This is a genomic window from Arthrobacter sp. OAP107, assembly GCF_040546765.1.
GTDB lineage: Bacteria > Actinomycetota > Actinomycetes > Actinomycetales > Micrococcaceae > Arthrobacter.
On sequence record NZ_JBEPOK010000001.1, the window covers coordinates 1900558 to 1918279 of the forward strand.

Here is a 17722-nt window from a genome sequence, read left to right on the forward strand (position 1 = left end):
GAGTGCGGCTATGAGCGAAGTGAGCGAGGTCAGTCCAGAGATATCCGCTGGGGCCAACGCACCGGCAGACGCCACTCCGGTGCAGAGCGAACTGGACCGAAAGATAAACCAACTCTTCCCCGGCGTTGTAGTCCGCAAGGATCTGGTGAAGGCGGTCAAGGGCAACGCCATTGTGCCCTCCTATGTGCTGGAGTACCTGCTCGGCCAATATGCTGCCTCCGACGACGAAGCCACCATCCAGGCAGGCATCGACACGGTGCGCAAGATCCTCGCCGAACACTACGTAAACCGGAACCAGTCCGAACTCGTGAAATCCACGATCAAGGAGCGTGGGCGTCACCGCATCATTGACAAAGTGACGGTCACGCTCAACGAGAAGGATGATGTCTACCAGGCAGAGTTCGCCAACCTCGGTATCAAGGGCGTGCTCGTCGAATCCGCGACGATCAAGGCCCACCCAAAGCTGCTTGTCGGTGGTGTTTGGTGTATCTGCGACATCGAGTACTTCCACAGTGACGACGCCCGAATGGTGCCGTGGATACTGGGGTCGATCAAGCCCATCCAGTTGTCGAAGTTCGACTTCGAGGGCTATCTCGCGGCGCGGAGCGAGTTCACAACCGGCGAATGGACTGACCTGCTCGTGCAGTCGATCGGGTTCAATCCCGAACTGTTCGGACGCCGTGCAAAGCTCATCCAGCTTGTGCGGCTCATCCCATTCGTCGAGCGAAACTACAACCTCGTCGAACTCGGGCCCAAAGGCACCGGTAAATCGCATATCTTCTCGGAGTTCTCACCCCACGGCATGCTCATCTCCGGTGGCGAGGTCACGGTCCCCAAGCTGTTCGTAAACAACTCCAACGGCCGCATCGGGCTGGTCGGCTACTGGGATGTCGTCGCGTTCGACGAGTTCGCGGGTAAGAAGAAGCGCACCGATAAGGCGCTCGTCGACATCATGAAGAACTTCATGGCGAACAAGTCGTTTTCCCGCGGCGTCGAGACGCTCGGCGCGGAGGCGTCAATGGTGTTCGTCGGCAACACGTCGCACACCGTGCCCTATATGCTCAAACACTCCGACCTGTTCGACGAGCTTCCCGAAAGCTACCACGACTCGGCGTACCTCGACCGCCTGCACCACTACATCCCAGGGTGGGAAGTCGACACCATCCGAGGTGAGATGTTCTCCAACGGGTACGGGTTCGTCGTCGACTACATCGCCGAGGTGCTCAAGTCGATGCGTTCGGCGGACTACTCCGACCGCTACCAGCAGCACTTCACACTGTCATCGGACATCTCGACACGAGATCGCGACGGAATCCACAAGACCTTCTCCGGGCTGATGAAAATCCTTTACCCGCACGGGGAAGCCTCGGCCGAAGAAATCGAAGAGATCCTGCAGTTCGCCATCGAGGGCCGCAAGCGCGTCAAAGACCAGATCCTCCGCATCGACTCAACGATGGCAAACGTAAAGTTCGGCTACCTCGACAAGGCCGGTACATGGCAATCAGTCTCCACGCTTGAAGAGGATGAGTACCCGGCATACTACTACCGTGAGCGCCGCGTAAGCACTGACGCGGAGGAGGCGACGGGCGATCCAACCGGGCACGCCACTACTTCTGCGGAAGACGGTCAGCAAATTGCGCCCGAGCCTATCACCGTAAAACCGCTGTTTGAGGGTCACCAGGAGTTCCAGGAGAACCAGCGTGGGGTCTCCTTCGAGACCCTCCTCGTACCGTACCTGCGCGGAGCCACGCAGATCACCATCACGGACCCCTACATCCGGCAGTTCCATCAGGCCCGTAATCTCATGGAACTCATCGAGTGCATCGCGGTCACCAAAGACGCGGCCGACGAAGTGAATGTTCGGCTCGTTACGTCTGAGAACACCGAGGGACCAGACAAGCTCCGCAAGCAGTTCGAACTGTTGCTGAAAGTCAAGCAGGGAGCCTCTGCCGCCGGTATCAATGTCGACATCGTCTTCGACGGAGCCATCCATGATCGGTCCATCCTCACCGACACCGGATGGAGGATCCTGCTCGGCCGCGGGTTGGACATCTTTCAGTACATCACGGGCGACGCCTTCGAGCTTGCCACCAAGCTTCAGGAATACCGTCAAGTCAAGGCTTTTGGCATAACTTACATCCGGGACGACGCGTGAGTCGCGCTGTGCGAGCTTGCCTACGACGGCGCAGCCGGCGAAACGACAAAGACAGACCACGCCCGGCATTTTGTCTTCAGCCTTCTTCGCGTGTTCGGACCCAGCACACCCTCCACAGAGGTGGATTCAGCAGAGTCTCACTACAAAGACGCACTGATGACACGACAATTCGGCCTCAACAGAAACTGATCGACCGATGACACCACGTCCACGCCGCGCCTGGCAGGCGGCAGCAAAAGCCAAGCAAGAGTCCAGGGAACTGGGCGAGCTGCACGCGATCGAACCAGCCTCCCGGCGCAGCGATGGCTCACCCAAAGTGGGCCCTGGCCAGGTTTACGTGGTGAGCTCCGGCAAGGTCTATCACCCGGCCTGGTGCAACTCAGTGGGCAACGTCTGGGACGACAACCCCAAACGGCTTCTGGTCGTCGAGGAGACCGGTGTTGGCGGCCGTCAGGCCTGCAAAGCCTGCGACGAACCCCTGCAGGCCTGACTTTGCATATTTAGCGGCTACGACTGAGTCAGGCCTCCGGCGGTCCTCTCCGTAAGAGACGGTCCGCCCGCATAGGATGTTCCCATGTCTGAACCCGAGCCCATCACGATCCGGAACAGTCTGCCGAACATCCTCGCAAATGAGGCGTACGGTCCGGATTGGAAACGCACGCAGGATGTCATGGTGGTCATAACAGTAGGTGGTACTTCCACTCATCTGGCTTTGAAGTCTGCACCCACCACGACGCTATGCGGTCAGAATTCCCGGTTCGTGGCCCGCGCCTGGTTTCTCCTCAGCGGCTGCATGAAGTGTTCAAAGGCTGGTCTCAAACAGGGCATCGCCACAATCACCGATACAGACGGCACACTCATCGACCTGGCGACCAACACCGAGATCAAGCTGCCGGAACACTAAGCTCTTGCCGCTTCGAAGGCAGCTTCCTGGATCTCCATTGAGGGACCGGGCCAGACCTGAGTGATTGCCTTGGTCAGGACTACAGAGCGCTCCTTGATGTCGGCTTCAGTCCAGAGATCGATGTGGCTCTGAATGATTTCTTTGTTGAGCACCAGAAGGCTGAAGGCGTCGAGCAGCGTTCGCTTACCCTTGCCGGACTCACCTCCGTCGATGAGTCCCGTGGCGTCGCTGTCTGTCCACGGACGGTTGGATAGCGAACCATTGAGTGACTTGGTCACGAGCGTGAGATTACCGATCGTGTTTACGACCCGGTCACGGACAGCTGCCTCTTCGGGAGTGAGTCTTGGCGGCGGGTCCCAGTGGGTTCGCCAACCTTGCGGCATGACGTGCTCGATTTCCAATCCCCATGGAAGCTCGACTGCTTCGTACTTCGTGCTTTGGTTGCGAAGTTGTTGCTCTACAGCACGGAGGACTACCTGGAGCCGCCACTGGCGGATGTTCCCGTAGAGCTTCACATCAGGGAGTGTCGTGAGCATCTCTTGATCGGAAGGCCAGTAACGGGTCTCCGCGGTCTGCTCCGAAAGAAACTTCCTTATGGCGTTTCCGGCTTCGCGAGCATCAACGCTCCCGAGCGACTTCAAGGTGGCGACCATGAAGCGGTTTACATCCTTGGAGGTCTTCCGCAGGAGTGTGCGGCGGATAACCCAACTTTCGATGGCATCCAGTGCTATCCGCACCTGCTCGCGGGGAACCGAGTGGTTCTCGGAGAGGAGCCAGAGGAAGAGGGGGGTGGTGGCCGCCAGCTCCATCGTTTCGATAACCCGGGAGCGGAACCGTCCTTCGGGCGTCGCTACGTCGAGTTCGCTGAGGCCCCGGTAGGTGTCGGCATCCTTCCGCAGTTCCGTCAGCAGGGCTTCCGCCTTGGCGGGAGTGGACAGTCGCGACCCTGCGTAGTCCGCGAAAACTCTGAACACCAACTCCGCTTTGACTTCTTCCTGTAAGCGCATCGTGAGCCAGTACTGCAGAAAGATGTCCACGCGGGACCGAATCTGACGGCCTTGGGAGATTTCAGCCCGCCACCATACGGTATCGAAGTCGGCCCAGTGCGTCCTGGACCACTTGTCCACGTCAGCACCAATCTGTTCGCCCTTGCGGAAGACCCAGTTCTTGATGAGGTCCGCTTTCAGCAGAGGCGTGCCCCGGTCGTTCAGCGTTTCGAAGATCAGCTGTGAGTCTTCATGTCCTGACAAGTCGATGGCGACGACGACCAGTCGATGTTCAAGCGTCGAGCATAATTCCTTGGCGCGGAGCTCTTCAGTTCCGGGTGGGACGATCCCTTCCTCGTCCGGCGTTCCCGTTAGCCACCGTTCTATTTCGCGCCGAAAAAAGTCGTGGGCCTCGATGACTCGATGCTCCTCGACACGCGGTTCCTCTGGATCCATGGCATGGGCAAACGCGCTTCGGTCCGCCTGGGATGGCCAGAGCTTGAAGCGCTCGATGCGGCCTTTGAAGGTCAACGCCTTGTTCAGAATGAGCTCTTCGAGCTGATCCGCTTCCGTCTGGTGTCCACGCTCGGCCACGATTTCATGTGCAGCATCAAGCAAGAGCTGAAGCGTCGTCATGCGTTGTTGGCCGTCGATGACCTCATGCCGAGTCACATCGCCGGCAGACGGCGGCTTCGACTCGTAAACGACCGCACCCAAGAAGTGATTCGGAATTGGGGGCTTACCCCCGTCAAGAAGATAGCTCTCGGTGACCCGGACCACGTCGTCCCACAGAGGGGCCCACTGGCTCTCCTCATCCCAGACATAGGGACGTTGAAACGCGGGAATCTCAAAATGGCGACGACCCTCGAAAAGATCTCGCGGGCTTCGAGGATGAGTATCCAATGCATGCACCTTTCGACTACGACGTCCTCCGTCACACGCTATCGGTCAACTAAGCACGAAGGCGACAAATCCTGCGCAATAGCCTTTTGGGTCGCCGGCAAGCTCAATACCACCTGAGCGGGCTGAGACAGGGTCAAGGCCGTCGACCGCTGGGGGTGGATCGATGCCTACCGCTCCATGCACCCGGCCTCGCTGGCGGCGCTCATCAGTGCCGCGGCCATGCTGCTCGACGGTCCTGAGCCCGCACCTGGACCGGGGCCTGCTGCGGCTGCGATGCAGGCCAGCCCCGGGCGGCAGATGTCACATGAGGAGGAAGAGCCGATCCTCAAGCGCGCCGACGAACTCAGCGCGCGTCGAGGCGATCCTTCGCGAGTTCGATAACGGCCGATAAAATCGTGTGCATGGGATTCGACTGGGAGCAGGTCCTCGGGGCCAATGGCGCAGGCCTCTCCGACGCCTACGATCAGAGCGCCTCGGACGCGCTGTACCAGGACCACCCGGGCGCGGCTCCGCCAGCAAGTCCGGAAGACCCGGGCGATGAGGTCGTCCGCCTGCCGTTCGACGAGAGCTGAGCCTCCAAACACCCACGCCGGGGTGTCCGTTTTGAGACATAACCACAGGTCAGCGCGCATGCATACTTAAGTGTGTAGTCCCCCCGGCGCCGGCAAGACCATGCTGGCTGAGCGGCTTCCGGGGCTGCTGCCGGACCTGCGTGACGCCGAGGCGATGGAAGTGACGGCGATCCATTCGCTGTGCCAGCTCCCCACATCCGAGGTGCAGCTGGTGCGGCGGCCGCCGTTCGAGAACCCGCACCACACGGCCACGGCAGCGGCGATCATTGGCGGCGGGTCGGGGCTGCCCCGTCCCGGCGCGGCGTCCCGCGCGCACCGCGGAATCCTGTTCCTCGACGAGGCACCAGAATACGAACGCAGGGTCCTGGATGCGCTCAGGCAGCCCCTTGAGAGCGGCGAGCTGGTGATCCACCGCTCGGCGGGGGCAGCGGCCTACCCGGCCCGGTTCCAGCTGGTGCTGGCGGCCAACCCGTGCCCGTGCGGCAAGGCCTCGGGCAAGGGCATCGAATGCACCTGCACACCTTTCATGCGGCGCCGCTACATGTCGCGCATGTCCGGGCCGCTCCTGGACCGCGTGGACATCCAGCTGCAGGTGGACCGCGTGTCGCTGGCCGACTTCGGCCAGTCCGGGGGAGCGGAGGACAGCGCAACTGTCGGCGCCCGCGTCCTCGCTGCCCGGGCCCGCCAGCTGCAGCGGCTTCAGCCGTGGGGCATGGAGACGAACTCCCAGGTGCCAGGGCGAATCCTGCGCGGCGGCCTGAGGCTGGCGGGCGCCACCACCCGGATCCTTGACCATGCGTTGGAACGCGGCGTCCTCACGGCCCGGGGCTATGACCGGGTGCTGCGCCTAGCCTGGACTTTGGCCGACCTTGGCGGCCGGGAGCAGCCGGACGGGAATGACATCGGACAGGCCCTGAGCCTACGCCAGACCGCTTCGGCAGCGGCATGAAAGGAACCCACATGCAGAATGAGAGACTTGCCCGTGCCGCGCTGTCCAGACTGATGGAGCCGGAGGACGTCGCGGGCCTGGCATTAGTGCACGTCGCCGGGGCTGAAAACGCGTTGCGGATAGCCACCGCCCAGCTCAGCTATGGGCCGGGGCTGGAACAGGACATCACCGGGCTGCTGGCAGAGCACAGTGCCGTCACTTCCTGGGCTGGCCTGGGTGCTGCACTGAAGCGCTGGGCGCCGAGGATTCCCGACCTCGCCCCTGAGCGCGATCTGGCCACCATGCAGCGCCTGGGCGGCCGTATGATCATCCCCGCGGACAGCCAGTGGCCGCGGCAACTGGACGACCTTGGCCTGCACCGGCCCATCTGCCTGTGGTGGCGCGGCGTTGAGCTCGAACTTCCCCCTGCAGCCAAGGCCGTGGCCCTCGTGGGTTCACGGGACAGCACCAGCTACGGCGCGTCAGTCACCGGCGACCTTGCTTATTCGCTGGCACAGAAGGGATTCACGGTGGTGTCCGGCGGCGCGTACGGGATTGACGCGCACGCGCACCGGGCAGCCCTGGCAGGGGGTTCAGGTGCTATGCCGACCATCGCCGTGATGGCCGGTGGCGTGGATCGCTTCTATCCGTCCGGGAACGAGGATCTCCTGCGCGCCGTAGCCAACCAGGGTGCCGTGCTCGCCGAAGTCCCGCCCGGTTCGGCCCCCACCCGGTACCGGTTCCTGCAGCGGAACCGACTGATCGCCGCCCTCGCGTCCGTCACGGTTGTGGTGGAGGCCAGATGGCGCTCGGGAGCCTTGAACACTGCCCATCATGCGGAGACCCTGGGCCGTGCCGTGGGAGCCGTTCCCGGCTCGGTCCACAGCGCCAACTCTGCCGGTTGCCACCGGCTCCTGCGCGACGGCGGCGCTGTCTGTGTGACGGATGCAGGTGAGGTCGCCGAGCTTGCGTCGCCGAGCGGTGAGTCCTTGCCCGACGAAAAGAGCGGACAGCCGGCGGACCATGACGGCCTGACACTCGAGGACCTGATCCTGCTGGACGCGCTCCCGCTGCGGGCTGCCAGCTCCGTCGAAAAACTCTGCAGCGTGGCCGGTTTAGGGGCCGAATCGGTCCGCGCGGGCCTGGGCAGGCTGGCGCTGCTCGGACTGGCTGTCTCCGAGAAGGGAGGCTGGAAGCGCACCAGGCAATCGACATAGGCCTGCCGCCCGGTGACATCCACCTCGCCGGGCGGCAGACCTGGGCCGATGCCGTTCACGATTGGCGTGCCGGTCCATGATTCTGTGCCGATTGCTGCGACAGTGGGGGAGTGGAGAAACAGGAACTGCCGGCCGCCCTCGCCCGGGCCGTTACGGGTTTCGGACGGTACCTGACGGGCGAGCGGGCGCGGTCCGAACACACGGTGCGGGCCTATCTGTCGGACGTCGCCAGCCTCCTCGGCTATGCGGCCGGTGAGGGAGTCACCGATCCCGCAGGGCTTGAGCTCGGAACCCTCCGGCGCTGGCTGGGCAGCCAGAGCGAGGCTGGCGCGTCCCGTTCCACCCTTGCCCGCCGTGCCGCTACGGTGCGGAGTTTCACTGCCTGGGCGCTACGGGAAGAACTCATCGAAACAGATCCCGCCCTGCGGCTGCAGGCCCCCAAGCGCGACGGCTCGCTGCCAGGTGTGCTGCAGCAGCAGCAACTCGCCCGACTGCTGACCGACCTCAACGAGGCGGCCAAGGACGGTGATCCGATGGGCCTGCGCAACCGGGCCATGGTCGAGCTGCTCTATGCCACCGGTGTCCGCGTCGGCGAGCTGGCAGGTCTGGACGTCGACGACCTCGACCCGGACCGCAGAACCCTGCGGGTGCTCGGCAAAGGCAACAAGGAGCGGACGGTGCCCTACGGGCTTCCGGCTGCGCTCGCGGTCGACGACTGGCTGCGCCGGGGACGGGGAAAGCTCGCTGCAGCTGACAGCGGACCGGCCCTGTTCCTCGGTGCGCGCGGCCGCCGCGTGGACCAGCGCCAGGTCCGCAGCGTGGTGAAGGGCTTGTTCGAGGCATTGGGCGACACGTCCGCTACCGGCCCGCACGCCCTGCGGCACACCGCCGCCACCCATCTGCTCGACGGCGGTGCGGACCTCCGGGCGGTCCAGGAAATTCTCGGGCACAGCAGCCTCGCCACCACCCAGATCTACACCCACGTGTCCGTGGACCGCCTGCGGAAGAGCTATCAGCAGGCCCACCCGCGCGCCTAGCCCGGCGCGTTTTCTACACCACGCCGAATTGCACTGGCGTAATTAGACGCCGTACGGCACAATAAGATCCAAGTTCGGCAACTTTCAAGTTGTGCTTGAAGCACTGTCTCCAGGCGCCTCTTGTCAGCCCGGCAAGTAATTTCATAGATTGGCAGGAATCACCGGCACCACGCGGCGCCCAAAGCAGCAAGTATCCCGTCCATGCAGGTCGTTGGGGAAGACGTACCTACAGCTATGGAGGATGGAATGTCTGTTGCAATGACCCGCGGTGTGCTGTTTATTCACTCGGCCCCTACCGCACTGTGCCCTCACGTTGAGTGGGCCATCGGATCCGTCGTGGACAAGCGAACGGACCTCGAATGGACCCCTCAGCCGGCCGCGCCCGGCATGTTCCGCTCGGAGCTGTCCTGGACCGGCGCACAGGGGACAGGTGCGCAGTTGGCGTCTGCCCTCCGGGGCTGGGCACACCTGCGCTTCGAGGTCACCGAGGAACCCAGCCAGGGCGTGGATGGCGGACGTTGGTCCCACACACCTGAGCTGGGTATTTTCCATGCCGTGACAGACGTGCACGGCAACATCATGGTGTCCGAGGACCGCATCCGCTACGCCTACGAGGCCGGCGCCGGTGACCCCTCCGCCGTCTACCACGAGCTCTCGCTTGCCCTCGGCGAGGCCTGGGACGAGGAACTGGAACCGTTCCGGCACGCCGCGGAAGGCGCGCCGGTGCGCTGGCTGCACCAGGTCGGATAGTGGGCAAGGCCGCCTGACGCAATCCCCCATAGCAACGAAGAAGCCCCCGCCAGCAGGCGGGGGCTTCTTCAGTGTTCATTCAGCTGACATCACACGCTGCGGATGGCAACGACGGCATTGTGCCCGCCGAAGCCGAAAGAGTTGCTCAACGCGACGATGTCGCCGGCCGGCAGGGCGCGGACGGAGGTCACGACGTCGAGCGGGATCTCCGGATCCTGGTTCTCAAGGTTGATCGTGACGGGCGCCTTGCGTTCGTGGACCGCCAGAACGGTGAGGACGGCCTCCACGGCACCGGAGGCGCCGAGCAGGTGGCCCATCTGCGACTTCGTAGCCGAGACAGCCACGTTCTCCACGTGGTTGCCGAGCGCCGCCTTCAGCGCCGTGTATTCCGGCTTGTCACCGACCGGGGTCGAGGTGGCGTGGGCGTTGACGTGGACCACGTCCTCCGCCTGGATACGGCCGTCGAACATGGCTGCCTTGAGCGCACGGGTGGCACCCAGGCCTTCGGGGTCCGGTGCCGTGATGTGATACGCGTCGGCGGTGACGGATGTGCCGGCGAGCTCGCCGTAGATCCGGGCGCCGCGGGCGATGGCGTGCTCCTCGGCCTCCAGCACCAGGGCGCCGGCGCCTTCACCCATGACGAAGCCGTCGCGGTCCCGGTCGTAGGGACGTGAGGCGCCCTCGGGGTCGTCGTTGCGGCGGGAGAGGGCCTGCATCGAGGAGAAGGCTGCCAGCGGCATCGGGTGGATGGCGGCTTCGGCGCCACCGCACATGACGACGTCGGCCTTGCCGGAACGGATCAGATCCAGTCCGAGGTGCATAGCTTCGGTGCCGGACGCGCAGGCGGACACCGGAGTGTGCGCACCGGCGCGGGCACCCAGGTCCAGGCTCACGGCTGCGGCCACGCCGTTGGGCATGAGCATCGGAACGGTCATGGGAAGGACGCGGCGGGGGCCCTTCTCCTTCAGCGTGTCCCACGCGTCCAGGAGCGTCCAGACGCCGCCGATGCCGGTGGCGAACGCGACAGCGAGCCGGTCGTGGTCGATCTCGGTGATGCCGGAGTCGGCCCATGCTTCGCGTGCGGCGATGACGCCGAACTGCGTTGAGGGGTCCATGCGCTTGGCTTCAACCCGGCTCAGAACGTCCAGGGCGGGGGTGCTGCACCGGGCCGCGAAGTGGACCGGCAGTTCATACTTGGCAACCCAGTCGTCTTCAAGGGTGTGGGCTCCGGATACCCCCTTCAGCGCGTTCTGCCACATCGTGGGTACGTCGCCGCCGATGGGCGTGGTGGCACCCAGACCTGTAATGACTACTTTGCGTGTCATGGGATCACTCTCTGTCGGTGCGCCTGCCTTGTCCTGAGCTGCTGGCCAGAGGCCGGAGTGGGTGGCGTGCGGGGGAAGTCTGCAAAAAACATAGGGGTGGTGCATCGGCTGGCCGGACCGGACAAGGTGACGTCCGGTCCGGCCAGCCGGGTTCAGCCGCGAGGGCTGGAGCCTGTGAAGGCTGGTGTCCTGCTTACGCCTGGGCGTTGGAGATGAAGTCCACGGCGTCGCCGACGGTCTTGAGGTTCTTGACCTCTTCGTCCGGGATACGGACGCCGAACTTCTCTTCGGCGTTGACCACGATGGTCATCATGGAGATGGAGTCGATGTCCAGGTCCTCGGTGAAGGACTTGTCCAGCTCGACGGCCTCGGGGGCCAGGCCGGTCTCTTCGTTGACGATTTCAGCCAGTCCGGCCAGGATCTCTTCGTTGCTAGCCATTGATGGCTCCTTTTCTTGTTATTGCCGGCAGGGGATGCCGGAAATGGGCAAACCGCGGTTGCGGCTTGGTTATCGGAATTGCTACGGAAGGACAATTACCTGGGCGCCGAAGACCAGCCCGGCGCCGAAGCCAATCTGCAGGGCCAGTCCGCCGCTCAGTGCGGGATTCTCCTGGAGCAGGCGGTGCGTGGCCAGGGGGATCGATGCCGCCGAGGTGTTGCCCGCATCGGCGATGTCCCGCGCCACGGTGACCGTCTCGGGCAGCTTGAGCTTCTTGACCATCTCGTCGATGATCCGCATGTTGGCCTGGTGCGGAATGAAGGCCACCAGGTCCTCGGCCTGGATGCCGGCAGCCTCCAGGGCCTGCTGGGCAACCTTGGCCATCTCCCAGACTGCCCAGCGGAACACCGTCTGGCCGTCCTGGCGGAGGGTCGGGTAGAGCTCCTGCGCCTCTTCGAGCAGCGCGAGGTCGCCGGTGGAATCGGACCGGCGTGCCGCCAGGCCGAGGTCACGGACGTCCAGCATGGAGCGGGTCATGCCGATGGCATCCCACTTGCTGCCGTCCGATCCCCACACCGACGGCGCGATGCCCGGGGTGTCCGAGGGGCCGATGACGACGGCGCCGGCGCCGTCACCCAGCAGGAACGAGATGGTGCGTTCGCGGTTGTCGATGACGTCGGAGAGCTTTTCCGCGCCGACGACGAGGACGTAGTTGGCAGCGCCCGAACGGACCAGTGCGTCGGCCTGGGCGATCCCGTAGCAGTAGCCCGCGCAGGCGGCTGAGATGTCGAAGGCAGGGGCAGGCGTGGCCCCCAGCCGGTCGGCGAGGCTTGCGGCCGCCGAGGGTGTGGCATAGGGGTGGGTCACCGTGGAGACGATGACGGCGCCTAGCTGGGATGCCTCGATGCCAGCCTTCTCCATGGCCTCACGGGCGGCGCCCTCGGCCATGTCGATCACGCTGACGTCGGCAGGGGCGCGGTGCCGGGTGACGATGCCGGTACGCTGGCGGATCCACTCATCGGAGGAATCGATCCACTGGCACACATCCTCGTTGGTGACCAGGACGTCGGGGCGGTACGCGCCGATGCCCAGGATCCGGGTGTGCTCGTTGAGCGGGGTCTGCTTCAGTACCGGCGTGCTCATGCCTGTCCTTCCAGTTCTGCGAAGAGTGCAAGGGCCGCGGACAGGTCGTCCGGCGTTTTGACGGCAACTGTCTTGACGCCCGGCATGCCCCGCTTGGCCAGTCCGGCCAGGGTGCCCGCCGGGGCGAGTTCGATCACGCCGGTGACTCCGCGGTTCACGAGGGTCTCCATGCAGAGGTCCCAGCGGACCGGCCGCGAGACCTGGGCAATCAGGCTGTCCACAGCGGCGGTGCCCTCCGTGACCTCCTGGCCGTCGAAGTTGGACAGCAGCGGCACAGCGGGTGCCTGCGGCTGCAGCTCCGGGCGGAGCGCCTCGAGAGCGCTCACCGCGGGAGCCATGTGTGAGGTGTGGAATGCCCCGGCGACCTTCAACGGAATCACGCGTGCCTTGGCCGGCGGGTTCTCGGCGAGGGCCTTGAGCTGATCGAAGGTGCCGGCGGCGACGGTCTGGCCCGCGCCGTTGACGTTGGCGGGCGTTGCGCCGGCGGCCTCGATGGCAGCGAGGACCTCGGCGGGGTCACCGCCCACAACGGCGCTCATGCCCGTGGGGGTGACGGCGGCGGCCGCGGCCATGCTGTTGGCGCGTTCGCGCACAAACGTCATGGCTTCCTTTTCGGTGAGCACACCGGCCAGCGCGGACGCCGTGATCTCGCCCACCGAGTGTCCGGCCAGGATGACCGGCAGCGTACTCAGTTCGACGTCGAACAGCGACTTGGCAGCGACCAGTCCGGCCGCGACGATGAGCGGCTGCGCCACGGCAGTGTCCTTGATGGTTTCCTCATCAGAGGTGGTCCCGTGCGCAGTGAGGTCGATGCCTGCAATTTCGCTCAGGGAGGCCAGATGGCCTGCTACGGAAGGCAGCTCCAGCCAAGGGGCCAGGAAACCGGGGGTCTGTGAGCCCTGTCCAGGGCAGACGATTGCAAGCACGTATCCAGCTTTCCAAATTACCGGGTGATCCATTGGTGTTTCCGTACACCAAGCTCACGGGGTCAGATTGTAGGAAGTCTACAACGGTTCAGTTCGTGTTCCGCGCGGCAACACGCTCGGCGGCGGGCTTGGGCGGAGTGGATAGCCGCCCCACGACGAGGGCCGCCTGGAGCACAAAGGCCTCCCGCGGGAGCAGCGGATCCCAGCCCGTCACGTCACAAACGCGCTTGAGCCGGTACCGCACGGTGTTGGCATGGACGAACAGTTCCCGCGCTGTCGCCTCGAGCGAATGCCCCAGCTCCAGGTAGGTGCCGAGCGTTTCCACCAGCCCGTTCGATGCTGCGAGGAGCGGCCGGTAGATGTTCTTCACGAGCGACCGGCGGGCGGCGTCGTCCCCGGAAATGACGCGTTCCGGCAGGAGGTCGTCGGCGGCCACGGGGCGGGGGGCGGCGGGCCAGGCCCGTGCGGCGGTCAGTCCCGCGAAGGCCGACTGCGCCGAGCCGCTGGCTTCCAGCAGGGAACTGGCCTCCGCACCGTACACCACGGGACCGGGCGCGAACATGTCGCTGAGCTTCACGTACGCGGTTTCCCGGTCGTGGACGCCGCCCAGGATCAGGATGAGGCGGTCGCCCTGGATTCCAACCAGCGCATCCTCGGCGTACCGCCCGGCCATGCGCCGCAGTTCGCTGACATAGCTGGCGCTGGGTTCCGACGGCGAGTTCCCCACCATCACGGTGAAGCGTTCCTGCGCCTTCCAGCCGAGCGCGGCGATCCTTGAGCGCAGTGCGTCGGTGTTTTCGCCGCGCAGGATGGCGTCCACGATCAGCGCCTCGAGCCGCGTGTCCCAGGAGCCCCGGGATTCCGCGGCCCGGGCGTATACGTCGGCGGCGGCAAAGGCGACTTCGCGGGAGTACCGGAGGACCGCTTCGCGCAGGGAGGGCTGGTCCGCTTCGGGAGCGATGACCGGAACCTGGTCCTCCACCACTTCCACGACGATCCGGATGAGCTGGAGAGCCTTCTGCAGGCTGATGGAGCGGGTCAGTTCCGTCGGGGCGGTGCCGAAAACGTCGGACAGGATCCAGGATGGGGAACTGGGACGCTCGTACCAGGTGACGAACGCGGCGATGCCGTTCTGTGCCACGAGGCCCAGTGCGGACCGCTCGTCTGAACTGAGCCGGCTGTACCACGGCAGGGATTTTTCCAGCTGGCGCATGGTGGTGGTGGACAACTGACCGACGCTCACCCTGAGCTTTTTCAGGGTCTCCGTCTTCTCCGGAGTCATGGTCCGGGAGGGCGGTTTGCGCGGTGCAGGGGCGGGGGACGGCTCGGGCATGATTCGAGCATACGGTGCCTGCGGGACAAGCTCCATTTTGTGCAAAGGCTACAACTTCGGTTGTGCTGCGTCACGGCTCGTCCGATGCTTCCCGAAGTACCGCTGAAGTAGCGCAAACGACGACGGCGGTCCCCACCGTGGGTGGGGACCGCCGTCGTTCGTCCGGGCTCAAGCGGCCGAGTTAGGACTCGCCTCCGGCGTTGCCCGTGGTTCCGGCGTTCACGTTGAGCAGTCGGTACTTCTCGATCGCCTGCGCCGGTGCCTGTCCGTCAACCTGCCCCTTGGCCGCGAGCAGCTGCAGGGTCTTCACCACGACAGAGTGAATGTCGTTTTTGAAGAAGCGGCGGGCGGCGGCGCGGGTGTCGGAGAAGCCGAAGCCGTCGGCGCCGAGGGTGGCGAATTCGTTCGGGATGAATTGCCGGATCTGGTCCGGGACGGCTTTCATGTAGTCCGAGACGGCGACGACGGGGCCCTGGGCGCCTTCGAGCTGTTTGGTGACGAAGGGCTGGCGGGCGTCCTTGCTGGGGTTGAGGAAGGCTTCCTCTTCGGCGGCGAGGCCGTCGCGGCGCAGTTCGTTCCAGGAGGTGACGGACCAGACGTCGGCGGAGACGCCCCAGTCTTCGGCGAGGATCCGCTGGGCTTCGAGGGCCCAGGGGACGGAGACGCCGGAGGCGAGGATCTGGCTCTTGGGGCCTTCGGTGCTGGAGTCGGCGAGCTTGTAGATGCCCTTGATGACGCCTTCGACGTCGAGGTTCTCCGGTTCGGCGGGCTGGACGATGGGCTCGTTGTAGACCGTGAGGTAGTACATCAGGTTACGGTCTGCATTATCTCCGTCGGAGGCTGGCCCGTACATGCGTTCGAGGCCGTCGCGGACGATGTGGCCCATTTCGTAGCCGTAGGCGGGGTCGTAGGTGACCACGGCGGGGTTGGTGGAGGCCAGCAGGGGGGAGTGTCCGTCGGCGTGCTGGAGGCCTTCGCCGGTGAGGGTGGTCCGTCCTGCGGTGGCGCCGATGATGAAGCCGCGGGTCATCTGGTCGGCGGCGGCCCAGAAGGCGTCGCCGGTGCGCTGGAAGCCGAACATGGAGTAGAAGACGTAGACCGGGACCAGGGGCACGCCGTGGGTGGCGTAGGCGGTGCCGGCGGCGGTGAAGGCTGCCACGGCGCCGGCTTCGTTGATGCCGGGGTGGATCAGCTGGCCCTGGGCGGATTCCTTGTAGGCCAGGACCAGGTCCCGGTCCACCGACAGGTAGTTCTGGCCCTTGGGGTTGTAGATCTTCGCCGTCGGGAAGAACGCGTCCATGCCGAACGTGCGGGCCTCATCGGGGATGATCGGCGCGATGTGCTTGCCGAAGTTCTTGTCCCGCATCAGGTCCTTGAGCAGGCGGACGAAGGCCATGGTGGTGGCGGCCTGCTGCTTGCCCGAACCGCGCTTGGCGACCTCGTAGGACTTCGCCTCGGGCAGCTCGATGTCCGAGTGCTTCGAGCGCCGCTCCGGCACCGAACCGCCCAGGGCCGCGCGGCGCTCGAGCAGGTACTTGATTTCCGGCGCGTCCGTGCCCGGGTGGAAGTACGGCGGACGGTAGGGATCCTTCTCCAGCTGCTCATCCGTGACCGGGATCCGCAGGTGGTCGCGGAACTTCTTGAGGTCATCCAGGGTGAGTTTTTTCATCTGGTGGGTGGCGTTCCGGCCTTCGAAGTGCGGGCCCAGGCCGTAGCCCTTGACCGTTTTGGCCAGGATCACGGTGGGTTTGCCCTTGAATTCGGTCGCGGCCTTGTACGCGGCGTAGACCTTGCGGTAGTCGTGCCCGCCGCGCTTGAGGTTCCAGATCTCGTCATCGGTCAGGTCCGCGACGAGGTCCTTGGTCTGCGGGGTTTTGCCGAAGAAGTGTTCGCGGACGAACCCGCCGGATTCGGCCTTGTAGGTCTGGTAGTCCCCGTCGGGGGTTTCGTTCATGATCTTTACCAGCGACCCGTCGGTGTCGCGGGTGAGCAGGTCATCCCATTCCCGGCCCCAGACGACCTTGATCACGTTCCAGCCCGCGCCGCGGAAGAACGCCTCGAGTTCCTGCATGATCTTGCCGTTGCCGCGCACCGGCCCGTCCAGGCGCTGGAGGTTGCAGTTGATCACGAAGTTCAGGTTGTCCAGGTTCTCGTTGGCGGCGAGCTGGAGCAGGCCGCGGGATTCGGGCTCGTCCATTTCGCCGTCGCCCAGGAACGCCCAGACCTGCTGGTCCGAGGTGTCTTTCAGGCCCCGGTTGTGCAGGTAGCGGTTGGACTGGGCCTGGTAGATCGCGTTCATCGGGCCGATGCCCATGGACACGGTCGGGAATTCCCAGAAGTTCGGCATCAGCCGCGGGTGCGGGTAGGAGGACAGGGCGTGGCCTTCCTTGGACTTTTCCTGCCGGAACCCGTCCAGGTCCTCCTCGCTGAGCCGTCCTTCCATGAACGCCCGGGCGTACATGCCCGGGGACGCGTGGCCCTGGAAGAACACCTGGTCCCCGCCGCCGGGGTGGTCCTTGCCGCGGAAGAAGTGGTTGAAGCCGACCTCGTACAGGGTCGCGGCGCCGGCGTAGGTGGAGATGTGCCCGCCCACCCCGATCTCGGGCCGCTGCGCCCGGTGCACCATCACCGCGGCGTTCCAGCGCATGTACGCCCGGTACCGGCGCTCGAACTCCTCGTTCCCCGGGAACTGGGCTTCCTGGTCCACCGGGATCGTGTTCACATAATCCGTGGTGGTCACCATCGGAACCCCGACGCTCTGCGCGCCGGCACGCTGCAGGAGACTGCGCATGATGTATTGGGCACGCTCCGTGCCCTGTTCCCTGATCAACGCATCCAGGGACTCAACCCACTCGGCGGTCTCTTCCGGATCACGATCAGGCAGCTGGTTAGTCAACCCGCTGAGGATATGGGAGGTATCTTCTCCTGCAGCCACGTCCAACCTCTCTTTGCGCGCATTCATCGGCGCACTCAGGTCCGGCAGGGTAGCTGCCCGGCGTGAACGCGTCGTGTGCGTCGTATCGGTTACAACAGCCCGGTCATGTGCGCCGGGCAGGGTTCTATCTCGTGTGTATGACTGCCTGTTTGTTCGGGGCGGTCGCCCC

Annotated in this window: 14 protein-coding genes and 1 pseudogene; 8 read left to right on the forward strand and 7 right to left on the reverse strand. The window is 64.8% G+C overall.

Translation table 11 applies throughout. The features are described from left to right. The first annotated feature begins 10 nt into the window (after positions 1-10). From brxL to ABIE00_RS08905, 3 genes are all read left to right on the forward strand, one after another. The gene (gene brxL / locus ABIE00_RS08895; RefSeq protein WP_354259203.1) at positions 11-2155 is read left to right on the forward strand and encodes a BREX system Lon protease-like protein BrxL; all 2145 of its coding nucleotides are present in this window, start codon (positions 11-13) and stop codon (positions 2153-2155) included. A 196-nt stretch (positions 2156-2351) separates the two neighbouring features. Further along, positions 2352-2645 carry a hypothetical protein gene (locus tag ABIE00_RS08900; protein WP_354259206.1) on the forward strand — a complete coding sequence of 98 codons (294 nt, stop codon included), beginning with the start codon at positions 2352-2354 and terminating at the stop codon, positions 2643-2645. 84 nt (positions 2646-2729) lie between these two features. Next, positions 2730-3059 carry a hypothetical protein gene (locus ABIE00_RS08905; RefSeq protein WP_021474384.1) on the forward strand — a complete coding sequence of 110 codons (330 nt, stop codon included), beginning with the start codon at positions 2730-2732 and terminating at the stop codon, positions 3057-3059. Here the strand turns inward: ABIE00_RS08905 and ABIE00_RS08910 are convergent. Then, entirely contained in the window at positions 3056-4948 is a 1893-nt protein-coding gene (locus ABIE00_RS08910) for a DUF262 domain-containing protein (RefSeq protein WP_354259211.1), read from the reverse strand. The genes ABIE00_RS08905 and ABIE00_RS08910 overlap by 4 nt on opposite strands. Positions 4949-5349: 401 nt before the next feature. Between ABIE00_RS08910 and ABIE00_RS08915 the strand changes: the two genes are divergently transcribed. The 5 genes and pseudogenes from ABIE00_RS08915 (at position 5350) to ABIE00_RS08935 (ending at position 9452) form a co-directional block, all read left to right on the forward strand. Further along, on the forward strand, positions 5350-5520 hold the full coding sequence (locus ABIE00_RS08915; protein ID WP_354259214.1) for a hypothetical protein: 171 nt from the start codon (positions 5350-5352) through the stop codon (positions 5518-5520). A 79-nt stretch (positions 5521-5599) separates the two neighbouring features. Continuing rightward, a pseudogene (locus ABIE00_RS08920) lies at positions 5600-6469 on the forward strand (YifB family Mg chelatase-like AAA ATPase); the annotation flags it as partial. Positions 6470-6480: 11 nt separating this feature from the next. Next, the gene (dprA, locus tag ABIE00_RS08925) at positions 6481-7665 is read left to right on the forward strand and encodes a DNA-processing protein DprA (protein WP_354259217.1); all 1185 of its coding nucleotides are present in this window, start codon (positions 6481-6483) and stop codon (positions 7663-7665) included. Positions 7666-7775: 110 nt separating this feature from the next. Continuing rightward, a complete protein-coding gene (locus tag ABIE00_RS08930; RefSeq protein WP_354259220.1) occupies positions 7776-8702 on the forward strand; it encodes a tyrosine recombinase XerC in 927 nt (308 codons plus the stop codon). A gap of 246 nt (positions 8703-8948) precedes the next feature. Then, positions 8949-9452: a DUF3145 domain-containing protein gene (locus ABIE00_RS08935; protein WP_003806074.1), complete on the forward strand. Its 504-nt coding sequence runs from the start codon at positions 8949-8951 to the stop codon at positions 9450-9452. A gap of 89 nt (positions 9453-9541) precedes the next feature. Here the strand turns inward: ABIE00_RS08935 and fabF are convergent, their stop codons facing one another. From fabF to aceE, 6 genes are all read right to left on the reverse strand, one after another. Then, positions 9542-10777: a beta-ketoacyl-ACP synthase II gene (gene fabF / locus ABIE00_RS08940; protein WP_354259223.1), complete on the reverse strand. Its 1236-nt coding sequence runs from the start codon at positions 10775-10777 to the stop codon at positions 9542-9544. 193 nt (positions 10778-10970) lie between these two features. Next, the gene (locus ABIE00_RS08945; protein ID WP_003806076.1) at positions 10971-11216 is read right to left on the reverse strand and encodes an acyl carrier protein; all 246 of its coding nucleotides are present in this window, start codon (positions 11214-11216) and stop codon (positions 10971-10973) included. 81 nt (positions 11217-11297) lie between these two features. Further along, a complete protein-coding gene (locus ABIE00_RS08950) occupies positions 11298-12359 on the reverse strand; it encodes a beta-ketoacyl-ACP synthase III (RefSeq protein WP_354259226.1) in 1062 nt (353 codons plus the stop codon). Then, complete coding sequence (locus ABIE00_RS08955) at positions 12356-13285, reverse strand: ACP S-malonyltransferase (protein WP_354259229.1); 930 nt, start codon at positions 13283-13285, stop codon at positions 12356-12358. Before ABIE00_RS08955 ends, ABIE00_RS08950 begins: the two co-directional genes overlap by 4 nt. 88 nt (positions 13286-13373) lie before the next feature. Further along, entirely contained in the window at positions 13374-14618 is a 1245-nt protein-coding gene (locus ABIE00_RS08960; protein ID WP_354259232.1) for a PucR family transcriptional regulator, read from the reverse strand. A 181-nt stretch (positions 14619-14799) separates the two neighbouring features. Continuing rightward, the gene (aceE, locus tag ABIE00_RS08965) at positions 14800-17580 is read right to left on the reverse strand and encodes a pyruvate dehydrogenase (acetyl-transferring), homodimeric type (protein WP_354259235.1); all 2781 of its coding nucleotides are present in this window, start codon (positions 17578-17580) and stop codon (positions 14800-14802) included. Positions 17581-17722: the final 142 nt, after the last annotated feature.